Here is a 24,319-nt window from a genome sequence, read left to right as displayed (position 1 = left end):
TGCTTCGGCAGTTATACAACCCAGAAGAAAGAGAAACCCATGAGACATACACCCTTGATTTCGCGGGCGTTGCAGGCCGCGGCTTGCGCGAGCGTTTTCGCGCTGGCCGGTTGCGGTGGCGGCTCCGACCCCGATGCCAGTGCTCCCAAGCCAGAGAGCCCTCCGCTTCACCAGACGCCCGTGGGCGTGGCCTGTCTGGACTATGACCGCAACGAAGTCATGGTTCCGCCCAAGACCATCACCATCCACAACGATTCCGACGGCACGATATACCCCGTTCTGGTTATCGGTGCGAAGGGCACGGAAGACCAGTGGGTGCAAGCGTGCTTGCGTACGCGGGAGGCCAACAACTCGAAATATGTCTACAAAGCGTATGTCAACGAGGGGCAAGGCATCCCTTCGAATTCGTCGGTCACGATCACGCTACCGGTGTTCAGCGAACTGCCAGCGGGCACCCTGCCAGACGGGAAATACATCACCTGGTGGAACGGCGGACGCGTCGTGCTGGCCGACCGAGTCGACCGCCTGCGCCTCGCTTCCGACAAACTGATGGGCGCGCCCAAAGGCGTCTTTTGCGCGGGGGAAGGCACGGCGTGCGACTTGAGCGTGTATTCAGGCACGGAAGGCTTGTCGGAAAACATTTACGCCCAGTTGTCGGAATACACCTTTGGGGATTCCATCTTCCCGCCTAAGCAGAATACGCGTCTGCTCATTCCGGATAACGTGGGCTACAACATTTCCTATGTGGATCACGTTTACCTGCCCGTGGCCATCGGCCCCAAGAACAATCCTTACATTGGGTACAGCGGTTCTGCCCAGCCCCTGGGCCAGTTCCGAACCGCGCTGGAGAAGTTCTTGCAAAGCGGCGGCGTGGGCGAAGGCTGGCCGCTCTATAACCTGGGTGCCGTGAAGCTGCCGGGTGGATACAACATCTTTGCCCAGCGTCCTGGCACTTTGAGCCCCGATGACGACGTACCCGTCAAGCCTGCCGACCCCAACAAGTTTCCGCCGGTGCTGACGGTGCTCAAGTGCCTGCCCCCGCCACTGGGCCAGGGTGGCTGCAATGAAGCGGAAAAAGAAACCCTGCACTTTGGCCCGGCAGTGCAGAATATCCAGAATCTGTGGGGCACTTGCATTAACTGGACGCCGGAAGAAGACGCGGCGCGCCATGTCACCGGCGCACCGGTCAATTGCTCACCGGAGCTGAAAACCAAGCTGGAAGCAGTCAAGGCTTTCTTCAAGAAAAGCCATGAGCAGTACCTCGCGCTGCTGGCCGGCAATACGTGCACGGAGCCAAGGGACCGCAAGCTTGAAACCTTCACCTACCTCGAAGCGCTGAAGCACATCTATGGCTGGGTGCCTTTCAACGAAGGCTGCGGCGCGGCGGCGAATCCGTTGAAGGACACGGTCATACCAGGCTGGACGCACGCCACTATCCAGCCCATGTACATCCACGACCTGCAATACAACCACCTGGAGCAGTACGTGAAGGACGATCCGAAGCTGACGTTCAATCCCTACGTCAAGCTGATCCATGACGATCTCCAGATGAGTGCCTATGGCTTTTCCGTGGATGACGCCGTGGGCTTCATGAGCGAGCTGGGCGACGGCCTGATCTTTACCGTAGGAGGCTCCCGCGGGCTGGAAAACGAAAGGCAGTTCACCTATCCGGGCGGATTTTCCCTGACGCTCGGCGTGCCGGGCAGCCTGGATTCCCGGATCACCCAGCCTTTGATCAAAAAATACGGTGTCTGCGCCATGGGGCGGGAAGCAGGTGATCCCGGTTGCGAGCAAGACAAGCAAGACGTTTTCATGCCTACCCATACTCAGATCGCGGGATTCCGGGTGGGCACGGTGGAGTCCTATCCCGTCAAGGTGCGTTTCACTGACCTGAAGGACAACCTCTATACCTTCGTCATCAAGGCGCGGTTCCCTGAATGCAAGGAGCTGCAGTGCCTTCCCGACAAGGCACTGGTCATCGATCCGGCGGATTGCCGCGTGGTCGACAGCAGCGGGGCCTTGCATCCCAAGTCGGGTAGCTGGTGCGGATCTGCCTATCCATATCAGTCGAGGGACCCTCAGGCGAAGGACGCTCAAACGACCAAGAACTTCCTTCAATCAGGTGTTCCGGTGGATTACCAGCCGTAGAGATAGAGAGATAGAGCGAAGACCCGATGCAAGCCCCAATCTTGCCGCAGGCAGCACCGCCCGCTTTTCGGCAGGCGGTGCTGTGGGTGCTGGGCCTTTTGGGGCTGGTGCTCGGCCTGCTGCTGTTCCCGCTGCTGACTTCCGACGGCTTGCAGCCCTTGGCAGCAGGAACGGTCCGGGCTCTGCCATTCATGTTCTGGATGTATTTCGCGGCGGGCCTGATCGCCTGGTGGCGCCGTCCGCGCAACAATGTCGGAATGCTGCTGGTGTGGGCTGGCATGGGGGTGTGGCTCATCGGCATCAATAACACGACTGTGCCGGCGTTCCAACTGGTGGGCGGGGTGCTGTCGACGTTCTGGGCGGCGTTCGCCCATCTGATGCTGGCGTTTCCGGGCGGGCGGCTGTCTTCCGTGGGTGAACGTGTGCTGATGGTCAGCATGTACTTCGCCGGGATCGTGATGCAGGTGCCGCGCTACCTGCTCGATCCGCCGATGGAGTCTGTGGCCTGGAGCCTTTCTGGGGTGTCCAGCGTGGCACAGTTGTCCATCGTGACCCTGCTCAGCTTGTCGGTCGCGGCCATCCTGACCGGCCGTCTGGCACGTGCCAGGCCTGAGCACCGCCTGCCCCTGGCCGTGGTCTACGGCTATGGGATGTTCGTGATGGTGCTGGTGCCCTTGAGCACCTGGGTGTTCGGCGTCTGGTGGCCTGAGCAGGTGCTGGTGCGCGATTCGATTCAGGTGATTTTGATCGGGGTGGTGCCCGTGGTGGTGGTGATCGCGTTCTTGCTCGGAGGCTTTCGCCGCAGCGCCGAGCTGGAGGCGCTCGGCGCCTGGCTGGGCGAATCAGAGGCTTCGCGTGTGCAGATCCGGGATGCGCTTTCCATGGCGCTGGGCGATCCAAGCCTCACGATGAGCTACTGGTCGATGGAGCTGCGCGGCTGGGTGGACGCGGAGGGTTTGATCGTTGCCGCGCAAGATGGCGCGGCGGGCCGCTCTCGCCATCAGATCGACCTGAGTGGGGCGCCCGTGGCGGTCATCGAGTACGACAGCGCGGTGCTGCGCGATCCGCAAGAAATTGAACGGACCGCCAGCCTGGCCGCGCTTGCGCTGGAACGCGAGCGGCTTTCCGTCGAGCTGCGGGCTTCCCGGCGAGCCGTGATCGAGTCGCGCGAACGCTTGTTCGGTGCGGCCGACGCAGAGCGGCGGCGGATCGGCCGGGACTTGCACGACGGGCTGCAGGCGCGGCTGGTGCTGGCTGGGGTCGAGGCGCAGAAGATCGCCACCGCGCCGGCCGCTGAGGTGGCCAGACGCGCGACCGCGTTGCGCGACACCATCGATCAGGCCGCCGATGAACTGCGCTCCATCGTGCATAACCTGGTGCCGCCGGCGCTGGTCGAGTTGGGCGTGACCGGAGCGATAGAGGAACTGGTACTGGCCATGCCGATTCCGACCCGTCTCGACGCGGCAGTGCCGGGCCGGGTTGGCGACAGTACCGAGATGACGGGCTATCTGGTGGTTGCAGAGGCCTTGACCAATGTGGTGAAGCACGCCGGCGCGACGTCATGCACCGTGTCGCTGCACGCCGATGGTTCGTGGCTGCACGTTGCCGTCATCGACGATGGCAACGGCAGGGTGGATCCGCGCCTGGGCACGGGCTTGGCCGGGATCGCCGACCGGGTGGCGGCAACGGGGGAGTCAGTGGCGTGGAGACGCAAGCGCAAGGAGGAACGAGGATATGGGCGCGAATTCCATACGGGTCGTGATTGCGGAGGACGAGGTGCTGATACGCCGCGGCCTCGAAGCCGTGCTTGAAGATGGCGATTTCGAAATCGTCCGCATCGTCGGCAACGCCACCGAGTTGATCAGCGCTGTCCAGGCCGATGCACCCGGACTCGTGATCACCGACATACGCATGCCACCGGGCTATACCGATGAAGGGCTGACCGCCGCGCTGGAAATCCGCCGCGCCTGGCCTTCCATCCCGGTTTGCGTGCTGTCGCAGTACGTGCTGGCGCACTCCGCGCGCACGCTGCTCGACGCGCGCGGTGGCATGGGAGGCATAGGGTATTTGCTCAAGCAACGGATTACCCACATTGACAATTTTCTGGCCGACCTGCGCCGGATCATCGCCGGGGAGGTCGTGCTCGACCCTTCCGTGGTCGAGCAACTGCTCGATCGCGCAGATCAAGCCGGCACGCCCGCCGCCATGCTCACGCCTCGGCAGCGCGGCGTGCTCGCACTGGTCGCCGAGGGCCGCTCGAACGCGGCCATTGCCGCCCGTCTGTTCATCAGCGAGAAAACCGTGATCCACCATATCACCAGCATCTACATGGCGCTCGGGCTGGAGCTGGACGACGACTCCCACCGGCGCGTGCAGGCGGTACTGGCTTATCTGTCGAGCCGGTGAGAGTGGTCGGACGGGCCTTTGACGGGTGGCCTGGTCTGGTCTCGGGTTCGGTTTCTTCTAGGATTGCACGCTGGGCAGAGGTGGTAAAACCTCTGAGGGTGTGTTTACGATCTAGGGCAACGCTGAATAAGTTGTCGTGTACGGCGCGCCCTGGGTCGGGATGGGATGCGGGGGCGAAAAGCGCAGTGATATCGGGCGATATCGCGTGCATTTTCGCGGCCGGCGTAGGCAACCCCGCAGACCGCCCGAGTCCAGGGATGCGACGTGCATGAGAACTTATTCAGCGCTGCCCCAACACCAAGTTCGATTGATTTCATTCTGAAAGTAGTGCTCGAATTGTCAAACCAGGCTTCATTGGGTCAAATCTCATTCGCTGGCGAAGACGGCGTCGCCTTCGTCACGCTTGACCACGGCGGCAAATACAACGCCATGTCGCGCCAGATGTGGCGCCAATTGCGCGAGGTATTCACCCGTATCCAGGCTGGCGCCGAGTGGCGCTGCGTGCTGGTGCGGGGGCAGGCCGGCCATTTCTGTGCCGGCGGGGATATTTCCGAATACCCGGCCTTCCGCTTCGATGCGGAAAGCCTGCGCGCTTTTCATGAAGACGACGTCTGGGGCGGGCTGGGGGCCATGCTCGCGTGCGATGTGCCTATCGTGGCTGCCATCGAGGGCAATTGCATGGGCGCCGGGGTGGAGATCGCCAGTTGCTGCGATATCCGCGTGGCGGCCCGTTCAGCCAAATTCGGCGCCCCCATTGCCCGCTTGGGCTTTCCCATGGCGCCGCGCGAAGCCGAGCTGGTGGCAAGGGTGGCTGGTGAGGCGACGGCACGTGAAATGCTGCTGGAAGCAGCGGTGCTGGACGCTGCGGAAATGAAGGCACGGGGCTTTCTGAACGCCATGCTGGATGAATCCGAGTTGATGCCGCAGGCGCAAGCGCGTGCGTGGCGCATCGCCAAGCTCGCGCCGCAGGCCGCCCGCTTGAACAAGCAGACACTGAGGGCGCTTGCCGCTCCAAGCCAGCCGGCCGTGGAAAAATTGCTGCCGGATGCCTATACCTACGCCGATAGCCCGGAGCATCGGGAAGGCATTTCGGCGTTTTTGAGCAAGCGGGTGCCACAATTCGACTGACGTCTGGAAAATGGCCGCCACGCCCCCAGGGGCGCTTTCAACCTGTCTCTATTCACCATGAGCAACGACAACCTTTTCGTGGCGCTGCGCGCCGGTTTCCCCGCTGATCTGGATGCCACGGCCGTCGAGACCGATGACGGTCTGGCCTATTCCTGGCGCGACCTGGACCGCGCCACGGCGATGATGGCCAATCTGCTGCAGTCGCTCGATATTCCCGCTTCTCCCGATGGCGTACCGCCCCGGGTGGCGGTGCAGGTGGAGAAATCGGTCGAGGCGATGTTGCTGTATCTGGCCACGTTGCGCGCGGGCTTTGCGTTTTTGCCTCTCAATACCGCTTACCAGAGCGCCGAGATCGAGTATTTCGTGGGCAACGCCGAACCGGCGGTGGTGGTCTGCTCCAGCAAGAATTTCAATTGGGTCAGCAAGCTCGCTTTCAAGGCCGGCGCGCGCCATGTCTTCACGCTGGACGACGATCGCACGGGCAGCCTGCTCGAGCGCGCGGCGCACTGCAGCGACCGGCAGACGCCGGCCGTGAGGCGTGCCGATGATCTGGCCGCCATCCTCTACACCAGCGGCACCACTGGCCGCAGCAAGGGGGCCATGCTTTCGCACGGCAACCTGCTCTCGAATGCGCGCATGCTCCAGGACTACTGGGGCTGGCAGAAGGGCGACGTGCTGATCCATGCACTGCCGATCTTCCACGTGCACGGTCTTTTCGTGGCTATTCACGGCGCGCTGCTGAATGGCAGCAAGATGCTATGGATGGGAAAGTTCGATCCCAAGCGTGCCATTGCCTATATGCCGCGCGCGACCGTGTTCATGGGCGTGCCGACCTTGTACGTGCGCATGCTGGCCGAACCCGCCCTCGATCGCGAGCAGGCGGCCCGCATGCGGCTGTTCATCAGCGGATCCGCGCCGCTGCTGCTGGAAACCTTCAATGAATGGAAGGAGCGTACCGGCCACACGATCCTGGAGCGCTACGGCATGAGCGAGACCATCATGCTGACCAGTAACCCCTACCAGGCCGACGCGCGCTACGGCAACCAGAGCGACCGGCGCGGCGGAACCGTTGGTTTCCCGTTGCCCGGTGTTCAGTTGCGCGTGCAGGATGATGGCGGCCAACCGATGCCGGCGGGTGAGATCGGCGGTATCCAGGTGGCGGGGCCGGGCGTCTTCGCAGGCTACTGGCGCATGCCTGAAAAGACCGCGGAAGAGTTCACCGCCGATGGCTTTTTCAAGACCGGCGACGTCGGCCTGCAGGATGAGCGCGGCTATGTCACCATCGTCGGGCGCAGCAAGGACCTGATCATCAGCGGTGGCTATAACGTCTATCCGGCAGAAATCGAGGGATACCTGAATGAGTTGCCCGGCGTGGCCGAAAGCGCACTGGTGGGCGTGCCCCATCCCGATTTTGGCGAGGTGGGGGTGGCGGTGGTGATTGCCAAGCCAGGGGCACAGTTGAGCGGCGATGCATTGCTGGCCGAGCTGAAGGCGCGGCTGGCCAACTTCAAAATCCCCAAGCGCTGCTTCATCGAAGCCGAATTGCCCCGCAATACGATGGGCAAGGTGCAGAAGAACCTGCTTCGGGAGCGCCACAAGGGCTTGTTCGCGGCCTGAGTATTCGCTTGTCCATGTGCGATCCTGGAAGGCCGGGGTTGTGGGATCACGCACAAAACCGGCGCGGGCGGGGCACTGGCGAAGTGCCGCTTATGCACAAAAAACATGCTGCGCTGCGTCAAGATTTGAAGCAGGCTCAGCTTCTTTTATGAAAATTCATGGTTTTCTAAGTGGTTGATTTTATTGGTATTTATAAAACTGCTGCTTTTGCGGGCATTCTAAGCAAAGCCTTGATTTACAAGGCTTGAGCCGATTTCACCCAAGGCTATCAACAAAGTTATCCACAGAAACTCTGGATCACTCGTAAAGCGCTTTGAAATCAAGAGTTTGTGTGCCTTTTCAACAATGAGAGTGAGAAAACCGCTCCTAGTGGACGTCACGCCGCCTCCTTGAGTCAACGGGAGGCCGGGAATTCCCAGAGGAAGGCGTGATGGCGTGTTGCACCGCAACTCTACAAAGTCACACTCCTCTCATTTAAGGCGAGATCGTAGGCGGCGGCTGACAGCCCCGGCCGGGTGGGGCCGCTACACTCGGCACATCGAACAGCGCGGTGGTGAGTTCCGCGTTGTTCCCATCTACCCATTTGGAAGGAATCACCCGCTATGTCCTTGAGGTCCCTTTTTCTGCTGCTGGTTGGCGCGCTTATCGTCATCTTCGTGGGCGTCAACTGGCAGCAGATGACCACGCCGACCGATCTGTCGCTGATCTATACCGACATCCGCGCACCGCTGGGTTTGGTCCTGCTGGGTTTGATGGCGCTGCTGGCGGCGGTGTTTGTGGGACTGATTGCCTACATGCAGGCCACGGTGCTGTTCGAGACGCGCCGGCACGCCAAGGAACTGGCCATTCAACGCGATCTTGCGGACAAGGCCGAGGCCTCGCGTTTCACCGATCTGCGTGCACACCTGGACCGTGAAGTGGCACGGCTCTCTGAAGTCATCAACAACCAGAGCCGGGAAACCCTTTCCCGTGTGGACCGTGCCGAGATGGGCCTGCGCGAGCGCCCCGCTGATGCCGAGATCTCGCGTTTGGTACAGGCAGTGGAGAGCCATAACCGCGATCTGCACTCGCGCGTCGACCGGCTGGAGATGGGGCTTCGGGAAGGGCTGGCGGGCTACACACCAGCGCCAGCTTCCGTGACACCTCCCTCCCAGGCGACTCTCGCCGCGCCTCCGGCGGACGATATTGGGGACGTGGTGCCTCGCTGAAGAGGCGGCTGCCCGTAAAAATGAAACCAACCCCGGCCGCGGGTCTGCCCGCAGCCGGGGTTTTGTTTTGGTTGACATCTGGCCGCCAGGTGGCGGCCTTCCAGGGCTTCTGAAACTTACCTGAGCACCAGCACCGGGATCTCGGAGTGGGTTAGCACCTGCTGCGTCTCGCTGCCCAGCAACAGACGCTTGACGCCCCGGCGGCCATGCGAAGCCATCACGATCACATCGGCCTTGTGCTTTTTGGCGGCGGCAATCAACGCTTCGGACACCACATCCGATTTGACCACCAGGGCCTTGACTTTCACACCTTTGGCTTCGCCCGCCTTTTTCACGGTATCGACAATGGCCTGGCCTTCTTCGGTCCATTGCTTTTCGACCCGTTTCACATCGTCGACTGACAACGCGATGGAACCTTCGAAGTAGCTTTGCGGGTAACGCGGAATAATCTTCAGCGCGATCAATTCGGCGCCACAGGTGACTGCCAGAGAGATGGCACTGTTGACTGCTTTTTTGGACAGTGGGGAGCCGTCAGTGGCCACGAGAATGCGTTTGAACATGGTCTATCTCCTCAAGTGAACCGGAATCACAGTCTGCGCCAAATTCCTGTACAAGACTCTAGACTGCCACTCAACCATACCAAGCGCATGGCGGCTTATCTTGATATGGGTCAAGTTCGCATTGGGTATTGGGCGTACATTCGGGGGCATGCAGAGCGCTGCCGTCATATCTCCCCTGTCCGAGGGGGCTGCGCGAGCCGAGCCGCCGCCGGGCGGTGCTTCGCAATGGGCGTTGCTCGATGAGCCCGATGAATGGATGGAATTCAGCCGGCGGGTTTCCGCCCCTGCTGGAGCGGCCGATGGCGCATGCTGGGAATCCACGATTGTCTTCGAGGGCATGCACTGCGCGGCTTGCGCGGTCACCATCGAGGACGCGTTGCGCGCGGTGCCCGGTGTGCATTCGGTTGAAGTGAGCGCCGCAAGCCATCGCGGGAGCGTGGTGTGGGAAGAGGGCGCTACCCGGCCGTCGGCCTGGATGCAAGCCGCGCTGCGCTCCGGTTACCGGCCGCTGCCGGCCCACGATGCCTTCGCTGCCGAGCGGCGCCGTGCCGAAACCCGCAAGATGATGTGGCGCCTGGGCGTGGCGGGCCTGTGCATGATGCAGGTGATGATGTATGCCACGCCGACATACTTCACTGAGCCGGGCGAAATCGAACCCGATATCGTGCACTTGTTGCGCTGGGCGTCCTGGGTGCTGTCGATCCCGGTGATGCTGTTTTCCTGCCAGCCCTTTTTCCGCAATGCGCTGCTTGATCTGAAGCTGCGCCGCGTCAGCATGGATCTGCCGGTGTCTCTGGGCATGGTCATCACATTCGCCGTCAGCATGCTGGGTACCTTCGAGCCCCAGGGGGTGTTCGGGCGCGAGGTGTATTTCGACTCGCTGACCATGTTCGTGTTTTTCCTGCTGACCGGGCGCTGGTTGGAGCTGCGCCTGCGCGACCGCACCGCTGGTGCGCTGGAGGCGTTGATGCACCGCCTGCCTGAGAGTGTGGAGCGGCTGTCCGCCGATGGCTCGTGGGAGCGCGTGGCGGCACGGCGGGTGCGGGTGGGTGACGTGGTCCGTGTGCTGCCGGGCGAGGTGTTCCCGGCTGATGGGGTCGTGCTGCGCGGCGGCACCATGGCCGACGAAGCCTTGCTCACGGGAGAGTCCACGCCGCTGGCCCGAGGCGTGGGTGCGCAGGTGATCGCGGGCAGCCACAACCTGACCGCGGCGGTTGAGGTGCAGGTGACGCAGGTCGGAGCCGATACCCGCTACGCACAGATCGTCGCGCTGATGGAGCAGGCGTCCAGCAGCAAGCCGCGTATTGCTCAACTGGCCGATCGGCTGGCCAAGCCATTCCTGATATTCGTGCTGTTGGCTGCCGGCCTGGCGTGCGCCTGGTGGTGGCCTAGCGATCCAGGCCATGCGCTGATGATCGCGGTCTCGATTCTGGTGGTGACATGTCCCTGCGCGCTGTCGCTGGCCACGCCAGCCGCCATGCTGGCCAGCGCCGGCAGCCTGGCCCGAAGCGGCGTGCTGGTGCGCCGGCTGGAGGCGCTGGAAGTGTTGGCCGGCGTCGATACCGTGGTGTTCGACAAGACGGGCACCCTTACGCGTGACGCCTTCGTGCTGGAACACGTTCGGCTGCGCGAAGGCGTGACGCGCGAGCGGGCGCTGGCTCTTGGGGCTGCGCTGGCCCGGGGCAGCTTGCATCCTGTTTCGCGGGCTCTGGTGGCCGAGGCCGAGCAGGCCGGGTTGGTGCCGGAGGGTTGGCGGATCAGCGAGCAAGAAGAGTTGGCCGGGCAGGGTGTATGTGCGCTCGTGTCCGCGGCGGATGCGGCGCCGCAGCACGTGAAGTTGGGCTCTGCCTTGTTCTGTGGCGCCCCTGCAACTATGAATGAAGGCTTGGCCTCTCATTTGAGTGATGAAAGCGGGTGGCTTGCCAGCTTTGAGTGGCAGGAAGATCTGCAGCCTGATGCCAGGCAGGCCGTGGCGGCCTTGCTGGCGCAGGGGGTTGGCGTGCGGCTCCTCTCGGGTGATCGGCCGGAAGCCGCTGCGCGCCTGGGGAAACTGGCGGGTATCGAAGATACCCGCGGCGGCTGTACGCCCGCCGACAAGCTGGCTGCCATGCAACTGGCGCAGCAAGGCGGTGCAACGGTTGCCATGGTAGGGGATGGCTTGAATGATGGCCCGGTCCTGGCAGGGGCGCATATTTCATTTGCTTTCGGGCGTTCGGTGCCGCTGGCCCGGGCGCAGTCTGATTTCGTGGTGCTGGGTGAGCGGCTCTGCCTGATTCCGGCCGCCGTGGGCCGTGCCCGCCACACGATGCGGATCGTGCGGCAGAATCTGGCTTGGGCGGCAGCCTACAACGCGATCGGTGTGCCATTGGCCATCGCCGGCTGGATGCCCCCTTGGTTGGCTGGCCTCGGCATGGCGGCGAGCTCGCTTCTCGTGGTGCTCAATGCACTGCGCCTGTCGTCAGCCATGTCGGCAGAGACACCGGCTGCCATGCCGGTTCCAGAGGAGAACTGATGGACATTCTCTATTTGCTGATACCGCTTTCCGTGGTGTTGGTTTTTTTCATCCTCGGCGCCTTGTGGTGGGCCATCTATCGTGGCCAATTTGACGATATCGAGCGCGAGGGCGAGCGCATCTTCGAGCATGACTGACGCCATGCCGGACAAGTGGCTTCACCGCATCGCTCCTTATCCGGCATTGACTTGATTCACATCAAGTGAAAACATGGGCCACTCGCGGACACTGTTCATGATTCTCAGGAAAACGCCGGGTTGCCCCCGGTTTTCTTGACCCCCGGAGGGGGGCGGGTCAAGCAAGGCTTGACCCTGGGGGCATTTAACAGGAAGAGGTCGAAATGACATTCGCCAATAAGCAAGCCACGGTCTACAACGACAAAGTGGTCAGACAGTTAACCATCATGACGGTGGTGTGGGGCGTGATTGGCATGCTGGTGGGGGTGATCATTGCCGCCCAACTGGCCTGGCCCGAGCTGAATCTGGGCATCCCGTGGCTCAGTTACGGCCGGCTCAGGCCGCTTCATACCAATGCGGTGATCTTCGCCTTTGGCGGCAGCGGCCTGATGGCCACGTCCTACTACGTGGTGCAGCGCACCTGCCAGGTGCGGCTGTTCTCCGACAAGCTGGCTGCCTTTACTTTCTGGGGGTGGCAACTGGTCATCGTGCTGGCCGTCATTACCTTGCCGCTCGGCTATACCAGCAGCAAGGAATACGCCGAACTCGAGTGGCCCATCGACATCCTGATCGCTGTCGTGTGGGTGGCCTATGCGGTGGTGTTCTTCGGTACCGTGGGCACGCGCAAGGTCAAGCACATCTACGTGGCCAACTGGTTCTATGGCGGCTTCATCCTGGCCATCGCGCTGCTGCACATCGTCAACAGCGCCGCGTTGCCGGTGGGCTTCATGAAATCCTATTCCGCCTATGCCGGCGTGCAGGACGCCATGGTGCAGTGGTGGTACGGCCACAACGCCGTGGGCTTCTTCCTGACCGCGGGCTTCCTGGGCATGATGTACTACTACATCCCCAAGCAGGCGGGCCGCCCGGTGTACAGCTACCGGCTGTCCATCGTGCACTTCTGGGCGCTCATCTTCACCTACATGTGGGCCGGCCCGCACCACCTGCACTACACCGCGCTGCCTGACTGGGCACAGAGCGTAGGCATGGTGTTCTCGCTGATCCTGCTGGCGCCCAGCTGGGGCGGCATGATCAACGGCATCATGACGCTCTCGGGCGCCTGGCACAAGCTCCGCGAGGATCCGATCCTGCGTTTCCTGATCGTGGCGCTGTCGTTCTACGGCATGTCCACCTTCGAGGGCCCGATGATGTCGATCAAGACCGTCAACGCCCTCAGCCACTACACCGACTGGACTGTCGGCCACGTGCACTCCGGCGCGCTCGGCTGGGTGGGCCTGATCACCATGGGTTCGCTCTACTACATGATCCCGCGCCTGTTCGGCCGCACCCAGATGTACAGCACCAAGGCGATCGAGGCGCACTTCTGGATCGCCACCATCGGCATCGTGGTCTACATCGCCGCCATGTGGATTGCCGGCGTGATGCAGGGCCTGATGTGGCGCGCGGTCAACGCCGACGGCACGCTCACCTACACCTTCGTGGAGTCCGTGAAAGCGACCTACCCGTTCTATGTGCTGCGCCTGCTGGGCGGCCTACTCTACCTGGGCGGCATGGTGATCATGTTGTGGAACACGATCAAGACGGCAACTGCCGGGCGCGCCGTACCGGTGCCGATCCCGACTGCTGCTGCGCACGCCTGAATTGGAAGGAATACACATGGCTCAAGAAAAAATCTCCGGCCACGCCAAGATCGAGACCAACAACTTTCTCATGATCGTGCTGATCCTGATCGTGGTCTCCATCGGCGGCCTCGTCGAAATCGTGCCGCTGTTCTTCCAGAAATCGACCACGCAGCCCATTGAAGGCCTGAAGCCCTACACGGCCCTGCAAGTGGTGGGGCGGGATGTCTACATCCGCGAAGGCTGCGCCAACTGCCATTCACAGATGATCCGCCCCTTCCGCGCCGAAGCACTGCGCTATGGCCCCTACTCGGTGGCGGGCGAGTTTGTCTACGACAACCCCCACCTGTGGGGCAGCAAGCGCACCGGCCCGGATCTGGCGCGCGTAGGCGGACGCTACAGCGATGACTGGCATCGTGCCCACTTGCACAACCCGCGCGATGTGGTGCCTGAATCGAACATGCCGGCTTACCCCTGGCTTGAGAAGAATGCCGCTGATGCGGACTCGATCCAGACCCATATGAAGGGGCTGCGCGCACTGGGTGCGCCCTATACGGACGAGGAAATCGCCAAAGCACCAGCGGAGCTCAAGGGCAAGACCGAACTCGACGCCGTGATCGCCTATCTGCAAGGCATGGGCATCCACCGTAAATGATTTTTCGAGAGACCCATCATGGACATCAACAGTCTGCGCAGCATCGTGACGGTCGTGGCGCTGGTCGTTTTCATCGGCATCGTGGCCTGGGCCTGGTCGAGCAAGAACAAGGCGCGCTTCGACGAGGCGGCGAACCTGCCCTTCGAGCAGGATTGAGACGCGTCGAGGCAGTCGTCACAAGGAATTAAAAATGAGCGACTTTACGAACAATTTCTGGCCGCTGTTCATTTCAGTGGTCACCATCGGCGGCATATTGGGGTGCTTGGTATTGCTGTGGATCAGCGGCAAGACCAAGGCCATGACCGACGCCGACAACACCACCGGCCACGTATGGGACGGCGATCTGCGGGAAATGAACAACCCCCTGCCGCGCTGGTGGGTCGGGCTGTTCATCATCACCGTGCTGTTCGCGCTGGCTTACCTGTTTCTGTACCCGGGTCTGGGCACCTACGAAGGCTCGCTCAAGTGGACCCAAACCGGCCAGTTCGAGCGTGAAGTGGCCAAGGGCAACGAGCAGACGGCGCCTATCTACGCCGCGTTTGCGGGCATGAGCGCCGAACAGTTGGCCAAGGATCCCAAGGCCAGGGCCATTGGCGACCGCCTGTTCATGAACAACTGCGCCCAATGCCACGGCTCCGACGCGCGCGGCGGCAAGGGCTATCCGAACCTGGTCGACGCCGACTGGCTGTGGGGCGGCACGCCCGAGAAGATCCACGAAACCATCGCCAACGGGCGGACCGGCATGATGCCGCCCATGGCGGCCGCGGTGGGCTCGCCTGACGATGTGCGCAATGTGGCTCACTACGTGCTCAGCCTCTCGGGGTCTCCGAATGATTCCGTGCGTGCCAGCCTGGGCAAATCGAAGTTCGTGGCTTGCGCCGCCTGCCACGGCCCTGACGGCAAAGGCAACCAGGCCCTGGGGGCGCCGAACCTGACCGACAACATCTGGCTCGACGGTGCGGGGGTTGAAACCCACATCGTCAGCATGATCAACAACGGAAAGACCAACGTCATGCCCGCCTGGTCGTCCAAGTTCACGCCCGAGCAATTGAATGTGCTCACGGCCTACGTATGGGGCCTCGGGGGCGGTGCCCGCTGAGGCGGCGTCCAAGGCTGTGAATTGAATTTTTTCAGGCGGGGGACATAACCCTCCGCGAACCGGATCAGTGACTTGAACACTAGGGCGTGTCATCAATTAAAACCCCCACGCGTTGCCAAGCCAGGGGGCACCAAGCTAGGCGTGGAGAGCGCCGTGTACTACTGTACACAAGCGAGCCACAACAACGCATGGCGCCCCCTGGCTTGGCAACCCTACAGGCTGGCTCGCCCTGCGGCGTCTACTTTGTCGGCAGTCTTGACCGTAGATCACTACGGCCTGCGCCTGCCTTCGCGTATCCATCCCCAGGGCGAGTCAGCGCGTGGGGGTTTTAATTGATGACACGCCCTAGTTCCTCTTCCTCAAAAACCACCGCAGCGGAGGTGGCTGCTGGCGCCGTGCCGGCCGACGAAGTCATGGTGTCGCTGTACCAGGCGCAGAAGAAGATCTATCCGCGCAGCGTCACCGGCTTGTTTGCCAAGTGGCGCTGGTTCTTCGTCTATGCCACGCAGATATTTTTCTATGGGTTGCCCTGGTTGCAGTGGGGCGGCAGACAGGCGGTGCTGTTCGATCTGGATGCCCGGCGGTTCTACATTTTTGGACTGGTGCTGTATCCGCAGGATGTGATCTACCTGTCGGGCATCCTCATCATCTCGGCCATGCTGCTGTTTCTGTTCACGGCAGTGGCCGGGCGCCAGTGGTGCGGCTATGCCTGCCCGCAGACGGTGTACACCGAGATCTATCTGTGGATCGAGAAAAAAATAGAAGGTGACCGTTCGGCCCGCATGCGGCTGGATGCGGCGCCCATGTCGGTGAACAAGTTCGCGCGCAAGGCGCTCAAGCAGTTCGTCTGGATTGCGGTGGGCTTGTGGACCGGCTTTACTTTCGTGGGCTATTTCACGCCCATCCAGGAACTGGCCTTGCATGTCGTTCAATGGACGCTGGGCCCCTGGGAAATCTTCTGGATCTTTTTCTACGGATTTGCCACCTACGGCAACGCGGGCTACATGCGCGAGCAGGTCTGCAAGTACATGTGCCCCTACGCGCGCTTCCAGAGCGCGATGTTCGACAAGGACACACTGGTCGTCACTTATGACGCCGCCCGCGGCGAGCCGCGCGGTGCCCGCTCGCGCAAGACCGATCACCGGGCTGCCGGCCTGGGCGATTGCGTGGATTGCACGCTGTGTGTGCAGGTGTGCCCGACGGGCATCGATATTCGCAAGGGCCTGCAATACGAATGCATCAGTTGCGCTGCGTGCATCGACGTTTGCAATGGTGTGATGGACAAGGTGGGCTACCCGAGGGGGCTGATCCGCTATTCCACGGAGAATGCGCTGGCCAAAGGGTGGAACGGCAGCCAGATCCTGCGCCACGTGTTGCGCCCGCGCGTGCTGATCTATGGCGGCATTCTGGCGGCGCTGACCCTGGCGCTCGTAGGCAGTCTTGTGCTACGGACGCCGTTCAAGGTGGACATCGTGCGTGATCGGGCCACTTTGGCGCGCGTGGTCGATGGGAACAAGATCGAGAACGTCTATCGCGTTCAGATCATGAACGCCACCGAGAAACCGCAGACCTATGACATCACGGCCACTGGCCTGACGGGGCTGCAGCTGGTGACCGACAAGCGCGTGATCGTCGATGGCGCGCAGGGGCTCTGGGTGCCGGTGCGGTTGCAATTGCCCTACGATGCCGCGCCATCAGGCTCGCACGAGATTCATATCGAGGTGCGTTCCGAAGGGGGTGGCGAAGTGAAGGAAAAATCAGTTTTCATGGTGCCGAGGTGATCAATGAATAGCGCAGTCCAGAATGTTTCTTCGGGCCCGTGGTGGAAGTACGGGCACATGTGGCTGGTGGTGGGCGGGCCGCTGGTGGTGGTCGTGGCATCGTTCATCACGCTGTACCTGGCGGTCAGCAGACCTGACCCTGTCTATGCCGACACGCCTCGCGCTGGCGCCCAGACGCAACAACCGGCTGACGGGCACGATCCATCCCTGACGCCCGCCATGCAGGCGCGCAATCACGCCGCATCGCCGGAGTCGGGCAAGCCCCTGCAGGGGATGGCCCCGGCCCGCCAGCCCGGCCATCCTTGAGCCGCCCGCAAGGAACTCCCATGCTCCGTGAACGACTGATGTGGATTGCGTGGCCGGCCTTCCTGGTGGCGGCCGTATTGGAGATGATGGTGTTTGCGGTGTTCGACCCCGAAGCGCTTAGCCTGTTCGGTTCGCCGCTGGAGTGGTCGCGCGAGGCGGTCTACACGGTCACTTTCTTCATCTTCTGGGGCATGATGATGCTCTCCAGTGCATTGACCACGCTGCTTTCCATGCCGGCGCGCGAGGTCAATGAAGGGCGCGCCGAGCCGTGAACCAGCTCTGAAATCGCTACGCGGATTGGCCGCGTGCGATCCACGTGCGGGCTTGGTAGCTGCTCGCGCTCGCCCGGAGTATTTCAGTGACTGCTGCCACAGGGCGGTTCTGCGTATCGAGCCCCAGGGCCACCTGGAAGGTTGGGCCCAGGCCTTGCGAAGGCTGAACGAAAGCGCTGTTGTCGCCGCCTTGCACGGCCAAACTGCCGGCTTCGGACCATTGGCGGGTAGTGGCACTGAAGAGGTTGATCCACAGCACCGGCAAGTCTTGCCCCGCCGCCTTGCGGCGCACGCCCACGGCCCAGGTATTGCCCAGACTGTCGGCTGCCAGAGCCAGCGGCCACTCTCCGTTGCCTTGCTGAGCGTCTGCCGGCGTGAAATCGAAATTCTTGGGGCCGGTCCAACTGGACGAAGCATTGTCGTAGCGCGCGGCCGAGGTGGTTCCAAGCGCCCACAGGTTGCCTGGCGCATCCACGCTCAACCGGTAGCCTTGGCTTGACAAGGTAGGGGCGGGCAGGTCGCTCCAGCCTGTGCCGTTGGGGTCGAAACGGGAGACGGAGAGCGTGGAGCCATTACTGGGGCTATGCGCCACCACAAGCCGGTTCTTGCCATCGATGACCATCTGAAAAGCCGAGGCGCGCGGCGTGCTGGCCGGTACCTGCGGGCCAACTGTCCAACCCGATGCGCCGGACACCAGGCTATACAGCACAAGGGTCCATTCACCGGCTGCTGTGCCGGGAGTAGGCTGAATCAGCCAGGCGCGGCCATTGCTGTCGAAAACGGCGCCTGAGTTGGCGAGCAGGTTGGGGCTGGCCAAGGCGTTGGGCAAAGGTAGGGCGCTCCAGGCTTGCGTGGCCGAGATGAAGCGCAGCAGGCCGCCTTGGGTGGGTTGCCCAGCGCTGTCCAGGGGGCCACTGGCCCAGCGCACCAGCGCATTGCCGTTGGCATCCTGCGCCATGACCTTGGCTTGCAATGACGGGGCTGGTAGCACGGGCAGGGTGCGGGTGACGCCGATCTGCCCACTCGTGCCGTCGCTGAGCGCATAGAGCAACTGCTGAACACCAGCTCCACCATCTACCTGCCATATCCAGAGCATTCCACCGCTCATGTTCGGCACCGCTGCAAAAATATTGGCATACGACGTAGGGCGCTGCAGCGTCAGCGCCGACCCGGCGGCTGAGTTGATGGCAAAGGCAAGCGATTCAGAACCCGGGCCCGTCAGCGCGAGCATCCGGTCGGTGCCATCAGCCTGCAAGGTCAGGGAAGGGGTACCGGCGCCGAAAGAGCCTGCATTGAGCAGGCTGCCGGCTGTCCAGCGGTCAGCGGGAGATGGGGCGGGTGGCGGAGGCGAGGGGGTGGCGCTGTCGCCTGGCCCGCAAGCGGCCAGCAAGCCCGGCAGGGCAACCAGACTGAAGGATTTGAGTGCGTTGCGGCGTTTCATGCAAAAGTATTGCACATTACCGCTGCAAGATGAGCCGCTGCGAGAGGCGCGCCGCTGAATTCGAAAGAAAAGAAAGGGTGACGAGCCTTTACCCCGGCACTGGCTACACAGTTAGGGCTGCTTGGTTCCCCACCTGACCCGGTTGGCCGCTTCACCATGCGGGAAGGCCCGTCACTTGCTATTGTAGGGGCAATAGACGCCGCTGAGCTTCCGTAGGGCCAAAACTGAGGGCCAAAAGATTGAATACCTCGGCTCGCAGCGAGTCGATCTGGTCAGCACCCTCACAATCACCCAGCCGCGCCAGCAGGCGGCCAGCGCGCGGGTGGCAGCAACCATTGAGGGCCCGCACCAAGGCTGCCGCTTCAGGGCAGGCAGTGGCCAGGGCGGTGTCGGTATCTGAAACGTCAGGGCTTTCTACGTGGGCAAGCATGACAGTAAAACAGCGTTCACGAACTTTTGTACCAATGCCGAGGCCTTTGGTCATGATCGTGAAACAGACTACAACTAATTCTGTTGCGCTGCAGCATACCGTTGATTTGCTTTTTGTGCTTGTCAGCGTTGTCTGAATACATCAGTTTTTGTCGCGCTTGCTACTGGCTGCTTTCTTTTTGAACACGCTCTTGGCCCCACCTTCTTTCCTGGATCAAATCCACAAAGGCCCTGACCTTGGCTGGCCTGAAGCGCGCGGCGGGGAACACCGCATGGATGCCTCCTGAGGGCAAGCCCCATTGGGGCAGGACATGAATCAACCGTCCTGCGGCCAAGTCCTCCTGGACGGCGAAGTCTGGCAGGATCGACAGTCCGGCTCCGTGCCGCACAGCCTCTCGCACGGCCAGCGTCGCATCCATGGACATGACCGAACGCACCGACACCTGCTGCGGTTCGGCGCCGTGGCGCGAAAACTGCCAGTGCGTGGGCTCGCGCAGGGCCGTGTTTGCCAGAAACGGCAGGGCGGTCAGCTCCTCCGGCCCGGCGAGCTTACTGACTTGTTCATGCCAGGCGGCTGAGGCCACGAGCACTTGCCTGAAAGTGTCGATTTGACGCGCCTGCAGGTGTTGTTCTGTCAGCCAGCCGACCCGGATAGCCAGTTCGGCTTGCCCGGACATGAGGTCCAATGCCTGATCACGGAGCACCGCATCCACCTTGCATTGCGGAAATCGCCGGGTGAATTCCGCAATGGCGGGCACCACGGCGATGATGCCGTAGTCGAGCGGCGCCGTCAGGCGCAGCGTGCCGGAGGGCTCCGATGCCACTTCCGCCAGTTCGTCGAAAGCGTCTCCCGCTTCGCGCAGGATCCGCGCGCAGCGTTGGTAGAACGCCTGGCCTGCGTCGGTAGGCAGCACTTTTCGGGTGGTGCGCGAGAGCAGCGTGGCATGGAAATCGCGCTCGAGCCGCGCCACCTGCTGGCTGACCACGGCTTTGGTGATGCCGAGACGGTCTGCCGCCGCCGTGAAGCTGCCTGTTTCCACTACAGCAGTGAAATAGGCCAGGCGCTTCAGGTTATTGAACTGATTCGCTCCGGTGTCCAGGCTATTGTGTGCTTTTTCCATACTATGAGTCTGCTTCATTGGTATTTATCTATCAATAGGCGATTCCTACCATGACGGCTCCGATCAAGAAATGCCGTCATGCCGAAGATGTTGAGTGGCCTGCCGGTGTCCCTTTTTCTTTTCTTTTTCCCGAACACCAAGCAACCATCATGATGACTCGCCGAGAAATTCTCCAAGGCGCCGCTGCGGCGGGTGCCGCCACTGCCCTGGCTGGCTGCGCCAGTGCACAAGCTCCCTCGACCCCGTTGCAATGGAGGCATTTCCCCGCCGGGGAGCATGGCTTCTTTCGCGCGCCTGTGCTGCTTTCCGGAGCCAAGGACGCGCTCTTGGTCGACGGCGGGTTCTCGCTATCCGATGGCCGCGCCGTAGCGGATGCGATCAAGGCCTCGGGCAAGAACCTGACGGCCATCTACGTCAGCCAGAGCGATCCGGATTACTACTTCAGCCTGGGCCCCATCAAGGCGGCCTTTCCCCAGGCCAAGGTGCTCGCGGCCTCCGACACCATTACGGCCATCCGTGCGAACGTGCAGAAGAAGCTGGAGGCCTGGGGGCCTCAGCTCAAGGAAAACGGACCGCAGACGCAGGCCGATATCGTTTTCCCCGAAACCTTTGATGGCCCTGCGCTGAGCCTGGAGGGGCATGTCATCAACATCGTCGCGGCCGAAGGCATGGCTAACCGGCGGCGTGATGGTATTTTCAGGCGTGCACGTGTGGACGGCCGATACCCCGACGCCGGCGTTGCGCGCGGCATGGATCAAGAATCTGGACGCCATGGCCGCGCGCGAGCCAGCCATTGTGGTGCCTGGCCATATGGCAAGCAATGGGGCGCTGGATGCTTCCACGCTTTCATACACCCGCGACTACCTGGCTGTCTTCGAAGAGGAACTGCCAAAGGCCAAGGACAGCGCCGCATTGATCGCCGCCATGGCGCGGCGCTACCCGGAGGCCGGTATGAGCCGGTATGAATGTGGCGCTGCAGATTGGCGCCAAAGTGGCCAAGGGCGAGATGAAATGGGGGTAATGGCCATTCGAAATCCATTCAAACAATTTCAAATGGGCATTGATAGTCGCCCCTGAACTAACTGGGCAAGATTGACCTCACTATTTCGCCGAATGTCGTGTGTCTCACGAGCGAAGTCATTGGCACGTTTATTCAGATCATTTTTGGATCATTCACAGGAGCCTTGCATGCTGTCTCATCGTTTTCAATCCGCTTTCATTGCTGCCAGCCCTGCTGGTGGGTGGGGCTTTCAGTGCGTCGGCCGTACAGGCGCAACAGCGCGATGTCGCCAAGGAGGAAGCCAACCGGCAGCTGGTGGTCAATTTCTACGACCGCTTCTTCAACAAGCACGAGATGGAAGCGGCGGATGTGATCGTCGAGAGCTACAAGCAACACAACCCGTATGTACCGGATGGCAAGGCGCCTTTCGTGAATTTCTTCAAGGACACGTTCCAGAAGAATCCTCAATCCCGGGCCAAGGTGGTCCGCAGCGCCGCCGATGGCGATCTGGTGTATCTCCACGTGCATTCACAGCGCAGCTCCGAGCAACGAGGTGCCGCGGTCGTGGATATCTTCCGCGTCCAGGACGGCAAGATCGTCGAGCACTGGGATGTCGTGCAACCAGTGCCTGAGAAATCGGCCAACGGCAACACGATGTTCTGATCCATGTTCTGTTCCGGGAGCAGGCGCCCGAGGGTTCATGAACGAAATACGGAAGACCTCGCCCACCCCGTAGAATCGGGCCATGTCTTACTTGGTGCTGGCCCGAAAATACCGGCCGCGGAACTTCTCCGAAATGGTGGGCCAGGAGCACGTGGTGCAGGCCCTGACCAACGCGCTCACGCAGCAGCGGCTGCATCACGCCTACCTGTTTACAGGTACACGGGGCGTGGGCAAGACCACGGTTTCCCGAATATTGGCCAAATCGCTCAACTGCGTCGGGCCGGACGGGCAAGGTGGTATTACGGCCACGCCATGCGGTGTTTGCCCCGCCTGCACCGAAATCGATGCGGGCCGTTTCGTCGATTACACCGAGCTTGACGCCGCCAGCAACCGCGGCGTGGACGAGGTGCAGCAGTTGCTGGAGCAGGCGGTCTACAAGCCGGTTCAGGGCCGCTTCAAGGTCTTCATGATCGATGAGGTGCACATGCTGACCAACACGGCGTTCAACGCCATGTTGAAAACGCTGGAAGAGCCGCCCGAATACCTGAAGTTCGTGCTCGCCACCACGGATCCGCAGAAAGTGCCCGTCACGGTGTTGAGCCGTTGCCTGCAGTTCAACCTCCGGCCGATGGCGCCTGAGGTGGTGCTGGGTCACTTGGGAAAGGTGCTGGAACAGGAAAGTGTGCCCGCGGAGCAGCCGGCCCTGCGGCTGCTGGCGCGCGCCGCCCGTGGTTCGATGCGCGACGCCTTGAGCCTGACCGATCAGGCCATTGCCTTCGGCAGCGGCCAACTGCAGGAGGCTGCCGTGCGGCAGATGCTCGGCAGCGTTGACCGCAGTGTGGTGTTCCAATTGATCGGCGCCTTGGCCCAGGGTGACGGCAAGGCAGTGGTCGAGCTTTCGGAGCAATTGCGGGCCAACGGGCTCTCCGCGGCGACCACCCTGGAGGACATGGCCATGGTGCTGCAGCGCATGGCGGTGCACCAAGCCGTGCCTGACATGGGGGTGGACGACACCGATCCTGATGCGCAGGAGACTGCGCGCCTGTCGGCGCTGCTGCCGGCCGATGAAACCCAGTTGCTTTATAGCCTATGCATTCACGGCCGTGCGGAGTTGGGCCTCGCGCCAGACGAGTTTGCCGGTCTGACCATGGTGCTGCTGCGCTTGTTGCCGTTCAAGGCCGGTGCAGGGCAGGGTGCTGCGCCCGTGAGACCGCCATCGGCCACGCTGGCCGAGGCTGAAAAAAACTCTGAAAACAGCCGCACCGGCGCCTGAAAAGGCCGCAGCGGTTCCGGCGTCAGCGGCTTTGGCGCCTCAAGCAAAGGCTGAAGCGGCTCCCGCACCGGTGCCCGCACCAGTTCCCGAACCTTCGCAGCCTCCTGCGCCCGCTCCAATACCTGTTCCCGCACCGGCCAGGCCTCCTGTGGACGTGCGCCAAGTTCAGGCACCGGCCACGCCACCAGCGGCTGAAAGCGGAGGATTTGCACCGCTTGAGGCGACTTCTGCCGACGAGCCTCCGCCGAGCGACTGGGGAAGTGACGCGCCACCGTGGGAAGATGAACCTCCGCCTGAGGCTGCGGGCTATGCGCCTGAATACGCGGCGCCGCCCCGGCTCAAGCCACATCCTCCTGCGCAGGCGGTGCCTGTGCGCGAGTGGCCTGCCGAACCCAGGCGAGGCGAGGCGGGAAATGAGGCAGGCGCTGAAGCACCAGCCGCCTCGGATGAGCCCTCCAGGGAGGCGGAGATCGTGGCCTTCCAGGTGCGCGAGCGGCCCATGCGGGAGGATCGTGGTGAAGCGCCCGCGGCGCCACGCCCGGTGCAGGCCTCGCCCGAGGGCGACTTCTGGCATACGCTGGTGCAAGATATGGTGGCACGCGAAACGATCACGGCGGTGGTGCGCGAATTGGCGCTGCAATCGCAACTGGTGGCGCGCGCCGAGGGCCAATGGACTCTCAGGGTGGAGAATGAGTCGCTGACCCACGCCTCCACGCGCGAGCGCCTGCAGACTGCGCTAGCGGAGGCAGGACACCCTGTGCGGGTGGCGACCGAAGTGGGGGCTGTGTCCGATAGTCCTTCCCGCCGCAATGCGATTGTGGCTCATAGCCGGCAGAACGCCGCGCAAGAGCTATTGTTGGCAGATCCATTCGTGCAGGAGATGATGCGCGAATTTGGGGCGAAAATCGTGGCTGGAAGCGTGAAGCCGCTTTAACTTATCTTTT

The 24,319-nt window shown here is 62.3% G+C and carries 20 protein-coding genes, 1 other RNA gene and 2 pseudogenes; 18 read left to right on the top strand and 5 right to left on the bottom strand.

What is annotated here, in order from left to right; translation table 11 throughout:
- Window positions 1–39: 39 nt before the first annotated feature.
- The 6 genes from WJU18_RS21830 to WJU18_RS21805 all read left to right on the top strand — a co-directional run bounded on the left by WJU18_RS21830 (window position 40) and on the right by WJU18_RS21805 (window position 8,507).
- On the top strand, window positions 40–2,148 hold the full coding sequence (locus tag WJU18_RS21830) for a hypothetical protein (RefSeq protein ID WP_423455648.1): 2,109 nt from the start codon (window positions 40–42) through the stop codon (window positions 2,146–2,148).
- 26 nt (window positions 2,149–2,174) lie between these two features.
- Window positions 2,175–3,959: a sensor histidine kinase gene (locus tag WJU18_RS21825; protein ID WP_423455646.1), complete on the top strand. Its 1,785-nt coding sequence runs from the start codon at window positions 2,175–2,177 to the stop codon at window positions 3,957–3,959.
- A complete protein-coding gene (locus WJU18_RS21820; RefSeq protein WP_423455644.1) occupies window positions 3,883–4,554 on the top strand; it encodes a response regulator in 672 nt (223 codons plus the stop codon). Before WJU18_RS21825 ends, WJU18_RS21820 begins: the two co-directional genes overlap by 77 nt.
- Before the next feature lie 354 nt (window positions 4,555–4,908).
- Window positions 4,909–5,682 (top strand): enoyl-CoA hydratase/isomerase family protein, encoded by a 774-nt coding sequence (locus WJU18_RS21815; RefSeq protein WP_423455642.1) that lies wholly within the window; start codon window positions 4,909–4,911, stop codon window positions 5,680–5,682.
- 57 nt (window positions 5,683–5,739) lie between these two features.
- Window positions 5,740–7,299 (top strand): malonate--CoA ligase, encoded by a 1,560-nt coding sequence (locus WJU18_RS21810; RefSeq protein WP_423455641.1) that lies wholly within the window; start codon window positions 5,740–5,742, stop codon window positions 7,297–7,299.
- Window positions 7,300–7,901: 602 nt separating this feature from the next.
- A complete protein-coding gene (locus WJU18_RS21805; RefSeq protein ID WP_423455640.1) occupies window positions 7,902–8,507 on the top strand; it encodes a LapA family protein in 606 nt (201 codons plus the stop codon).
- Between the two features lie 116 nt (window positions 8,508–8,623).
- Here WJU18_RS21805 and WJU18_RS21800 read toward each other — a convergent pair whose 3' ends face one another.
- Window positions 8,624–9,067 (bottom strand): universal stress protein, encoded by a 444-nt coding sequence (locus tag WJU18_RS21800; RefSeq protein WP_423455639.1) that lies wholly within the window; start codon window positions 9,065–9,067, stop codon window positions 8,624–8,626.
- 148 nt (window positions 9,068–9,215) lie between these two features.
- On the opposite strand from WJU18_RS21800, the gene WJU18_RS21795 reads away from it, so the two are divergent.
- The 9 genes from WJU18_RS21795 (at window position 9,216) to WJU18_RS21755 (ending at window position 17,448) form a co-directional block, all read left to right on the top strand.
- Complete coding sequence (locus tag WJU18_RS21795; RefSeq protein ID WP_423455638.1) at window positions 9,216–11,579, top strand: heavy metal translocating P-type ATPase; 2,364 nt, start codon at window positions 9,216–9,218, stop codon at window positions 11,577–11,579.
- Window positions 11,579–11,716 carry a cbb3-type cytochrome oxidase assembly protein CcoS gene (gene ccoS, locus WJU18_RS21790; protein ID WP_423455636.1) on the top strand — a complete coding sequence of 46 codons (138 nt, stop codon included), beginning with the start codon at window positions 11,579–11,581 and terminating at the stop codon, window positions 11,714–11,716. Before WJU18_RS21795 ends, ccoS begins: the two co-directional genes overlap by 1 nt.
- Before the next feature lie 203 nt (window positions 11,717–11,919).
- Window positions 11,920–13,356, top strand: coding sequence for a cytochrome-c oxidase, cbb3-type subunit I (gene ccoN / locus WJU18_RS21785; protein ID WP_423455634.1), 1,437 nt, complete (start codon window positions 11,920–11,922; stop codon window positions 13,354–13,356).
- 16 nt (window positions 13,357–13,372) lie between these two features.
- Window positions 13,373–13,990: a cytochrome-c oxidase, cbb3-type subunit II gene (gene ccoO, locus WJU18_RS21780; protein WP_423455632.1), complete on the top strand. Its 618-nt coding sequence runs from the start codon at window positions 13,373–13,375 to the stop codon at window positions 13,988–13,990.
- A gap of 18 nt (window positions 13,991–14,008) precedes the next feature.
- Window positions 14,009–14,146: a cbb3-type cytochrome oxidase subunit 3 gene (locus WJU18_RS21775; RefSeq protein WP_423455631.1), complete on the top strand. Its 138-nt coding sequence runs from the start codon at window positions 14,009–14,011 to the stop codon at window positions 14,144–14,146.
- 34 nt (window positions 14,147–14,180) lie between these two features.
- Window positions 14,181–15,089, top strand: coding sequence for a cytochrome-c oxidase, cbb3-type subunit III (ccoP, locus tag WJU18_RS21770; RefSeq protein ID WP_423455629.1), 909 nt, complete (start codon window positions 14,181–14,183; stop codon window positions 15,087–15,089).
- Between the two features lie 335 nt (window positions 15,090–15,424).
- The gene (gene ccoG / locus WJU18_RS21765) at window positions 15,425–16,870 is read left to right on the top strand and encodes a cytochrome c oxidase accessory protein CcoG (RefSeq protein ID WP_423455628.1); all 1,446 of its coding nucleotides are present in this window, start codon (window positions 15,425–15,427) and stop codon (window positions 16,868–16,870) included.
- A gap of 3 nt (window positions 16,871–16,873) precedes the next feature.
- Window positions 16,874–17,176 (top strand): nitrogen fixation protein FixH, encoded by a 303-nt coding sequence (locus WJU18_RS21760; protein WP_423455627.1) that lies wholly within the window; start codon window positions 16,874–16,876, stop codon window positions 17,174–17,176.
- Between the two features lie 20 nt (window positions 17,177–17,196).
- Complete coding sequence (locus WJU18_RS21755; RefSeq protein WP_423455625.1) at window positions 17,197–17,448, top strand: hypothetical protein; 252 nt, start codon at window positions 17,197–17,199, stop codon at window positions 17,446–17,448.
- Window positions 17,449–17,464: 16 nt separating this feature from the next.
- Here the strand turns inward: WJU18_RS21755 and WJU18_RS21750 are convergent, their stop codons facing one another.
- From WJU18_RS21750 to WJU18_RS21735, 4 genes are all read right to left on the bottom strand, one after another.
- A complete protein-coding gene (locus tag WJU18_RS21750) occupies window positions 17,465–18,889 on the bottom strand; it encodes a hypothetical protein (protein WP_423455623.1) in 1,425 nt (474 codons plus the stop codon).
- Window positions 18,890–18,965: 76 nt separating this feature from the next.
- An RNA gene (gene ffs / locus WJU18_RS21745) (signal recognition particle sRNA small type) lies at window positions 18,966–19,062 on the bottom strand.
- 5 nt (window positions 19,063–19,067) lie between these two features.
- A complete protein-coding gene (locus WJU18_RS21740; protein ID WP_423455621.1) occupies window positions 19,068–19,373 on the bottom strand; it encodes a hypothetical protein in 306 nt (101 codons plus the stop codon).
- Between the two features lie 106 nt (window positions 19,374–19,479).
- Window positions 19,480–20,439, bottom strand: a complete 960-nt coding sequence (locus tag WJU18_RS21735; RefSeq protein WP_423455619.1) for a LysR family transcriptional regulator — start codon at window positions 20,437–20,439, stop codon at window positions 19,480–19,482.
- A 149-nt stretch (window positions 20,440–20,588) separates the two neighbouring features.
- Here WJU18_RS21735 and WJU18_RS21730 point away from each other — a divergent pair.
- The 3 genes and pseudogenes from WJU18_RS21730 to dnaX all read left to right on the top strand — a co-directional run bounded on the left by WJU18_RS21730 (window position 20,589) and on the right by dnaX (window position 24,309).
- Window positions 20,589–21,460, top strand: a pseudogene (locus WJU18_RS21730) (twin-arginine translocation signal domain-containing protein).
- Between the two features lie 198 nt (window positions 21,461–21,658).
- A complete protein-coding gene (locus WJU18_RS21725) occupies window positions 21,659–22,102 on the top strand; it encodes a nuclear transport factor 2 family protein (RefSeq protein WP_423455617.1) in 444 nt (147 codons plus the stop codon).
- Window positions 22,103–22,184: 82 nt separating this feature from the next.
- Window positions 22,185–24,309 (top strand): annotated as a pseudogene (dnaX, locus tag WJU18_RS21720) (DNA polymerase III subunit gamma/tau).
- Window positions 24,310–24,319 lie beyond the last annotated feature (10 nt).

The organism is Ottowia sp. VDI28 (genome assembly GCF_049532675.1).
In the GTDB taxonomy this organism is placed as follows: Bacteria; Pseudomonadota; Gammaproteobacteria; order Burkholderiales; family Burkholderiaceae_C; genus Ottowia.
The sequence above is the reverse complement of the archived record's forward strand: the minus strand, read 5'-3'. Positions and strand labels throughout refer to the sequence as shown.

What these genes read in the sequence shown, in the direction of transcription:
- WJU18_RS21755 (WP_423455625.1), top strand. Translation starts at nt 17,197, where the DNA reads ATGCTCCGTGAACGACTGATGTGGATTGCGTGGCCGGCCTTCCTGGTG.
- WJU18_RS21825 (WP_423455646.1), top strand. Translation starts at nt 2,175, where the DNA reads ATGCAAGCCCCAATCTTGCCGCAGGCAGCACCGCCCGCTTTTCGGCAG.
- ccoG (WP_423455628.1), top strand. Translation starts at nt 15,425, where the DNA reads ATGACACGCCCTAGTTCCTCTTCCTCAAAAACCACCGCAGCGGAGGTG.
- WJU18_RS21820 (WP_423455644.1), top strand. Translation starts at nt 3,883, where the DNA reads ATGGGCGCGAATTCCATACGGGTCGTGATTGCGGAGGACGAGGTGCTG.
- WJU18_RS21810 (WP_423455641.1), top strand. Translation starts at nt 5,740, where the DNA reads ATGAGCAACGACAACCTTTTCGTGGCGCTGCGCGCCGGTTTCCCCGCT.
- WJU18_RS21735 (WP_423455619.1), bottom strand. Translation starts at nt 20,439, where the DNA reads ATGGAAAAAGCACACAATAGCCTGGACACCGGAGCGAATCAGTTCAAT.
- ccoN (WP_423455634.1), top strand. Translation starts at nt 11,920, where the DNA reads ATGACATTCGCCAATAAGCAAGCCACGGTCTACAACGACAAAGTGGTC.
- ccoO (WP_423455632.1), top strand. Translation starts at nt 13,373, where the DNA reads ATGGCTCAAGAAAAAATCTCCGGCCACGCCAAGATCGAGACCAACAAC.
- WJU18_RS21750 (WP_423455623.1), bottom strand. Translation starts at nt 18,889, where the DNA reads ATGAAACGCCGCAACGCACTCAAATCCTTCAGTCTGGTTGCCCTGCCG.
- WJU18_RS21775 (WP_423455631.1), top strand. Translation starts at nt 14,009, where the DNA reads ATGGACATCAACAGTCTGCGCAGCATCGTGACGGTCGTGGCGCTGGTC.
- WJU18_RS21805 (WP_423455640.1), top strand. Translation starts at nt 7,902, where the DNA reads ATGTCCTTGAGGTCCCTTTTTCTGCTGCTGGTTGGCGCGCTTATCGTC.
- ccoS (WP_423455636.1), top strand. Translation starts at nt 11,579, where the DNA reads ATGGACATTCTCTATTTGCTGATACCGCTTTCCGTGGTGTTGGTTTTT.
- ccoP (WP_423455629.1), top strand. Translation starts at nt 14,181, where the DNA reads ATGAGCGACTTTACGAACAATTTCTGGCCGCTGTTCATTTCAGTGGTC.
- WJU18_RS21795 (WP_423455638.1), top strand. Translation starts at nt 9,216, where the DNA reads ATGCAGAGCGCTGCCGTCATATCTCCCCTGTCCGAGGGGGCTGCGCGA.
- WJU18_RS21830 (WP_423455648.1), top strand. Translation starts at nt 40, where the DNA reads ATGAGACATACACCCTTGATTTCGCGGGCGTTGCAGGCCGCGGCTTGC.
- WJU18_RS21800 (WP_423455639.1), bottom strand. Translation starts at nt 9,067, where the DNA reads ATGTTCAAACGCATTCTCGTGGCCACTGACGGCTCCCCACTGTCCAAA.
- WJU18_RS21740 (WP_423455621.1), bottom strand. Translation starts at nt 19,373, where the DNA reads ATGACCAAAGGCCTCGGCATTGGTACAAAAGTTCGTGAACGCTGTTTT.
- WJU18_RS21760 (WP_423455627.1), top strand. Translation starts at nt 16,874, where the DNA reads ATGAATAGCGCAGTCCAGAATGTTTCTTCGGGCCCGTGGTGGAAGTAC.